Here is a 282-nt window from a genome sequence, read left to right on the forward strand (position 1 = left end):
GGTCTACACCCAGGCGGAAGTCGACGAGTTCATCACGGCCATGCCGGGCGCCAGTGCGGCCATCTTCTATCGCTTGCCCGCCCTGCCGTCGAACATCCGCGCCATCACGATCTGCCGGGCACTCGGCATTCCCAGCTATTACGACATCGATGACCTGATTTTCGACGGCACCCATTATCCCGAGCCGATCGAGACCTATGGCGCTTCGGTCAGAAAGAATTTCTATCATTCGCTGCAGATGGGAGTGCCCTTGTTCCGGGCGGCCCTTGCCATGTGCGATTA

The 282-nt window shown here is 59.2% G+C and carries 1 protein-coding gene; it reads left to right on the forward strand.

The window, feature by feature from the left end:
• Positions 1 to 282, forward strand: a 282-nt coding sequence (locus ACZYTC_RS34430; RefSeq protein ID WP_488991778.1) for a hypothetical protein, incomplete at both ends; no start/stop codon positions are given.

Source organism: Labrys sp. F242, from assembly GCF_057813875.1.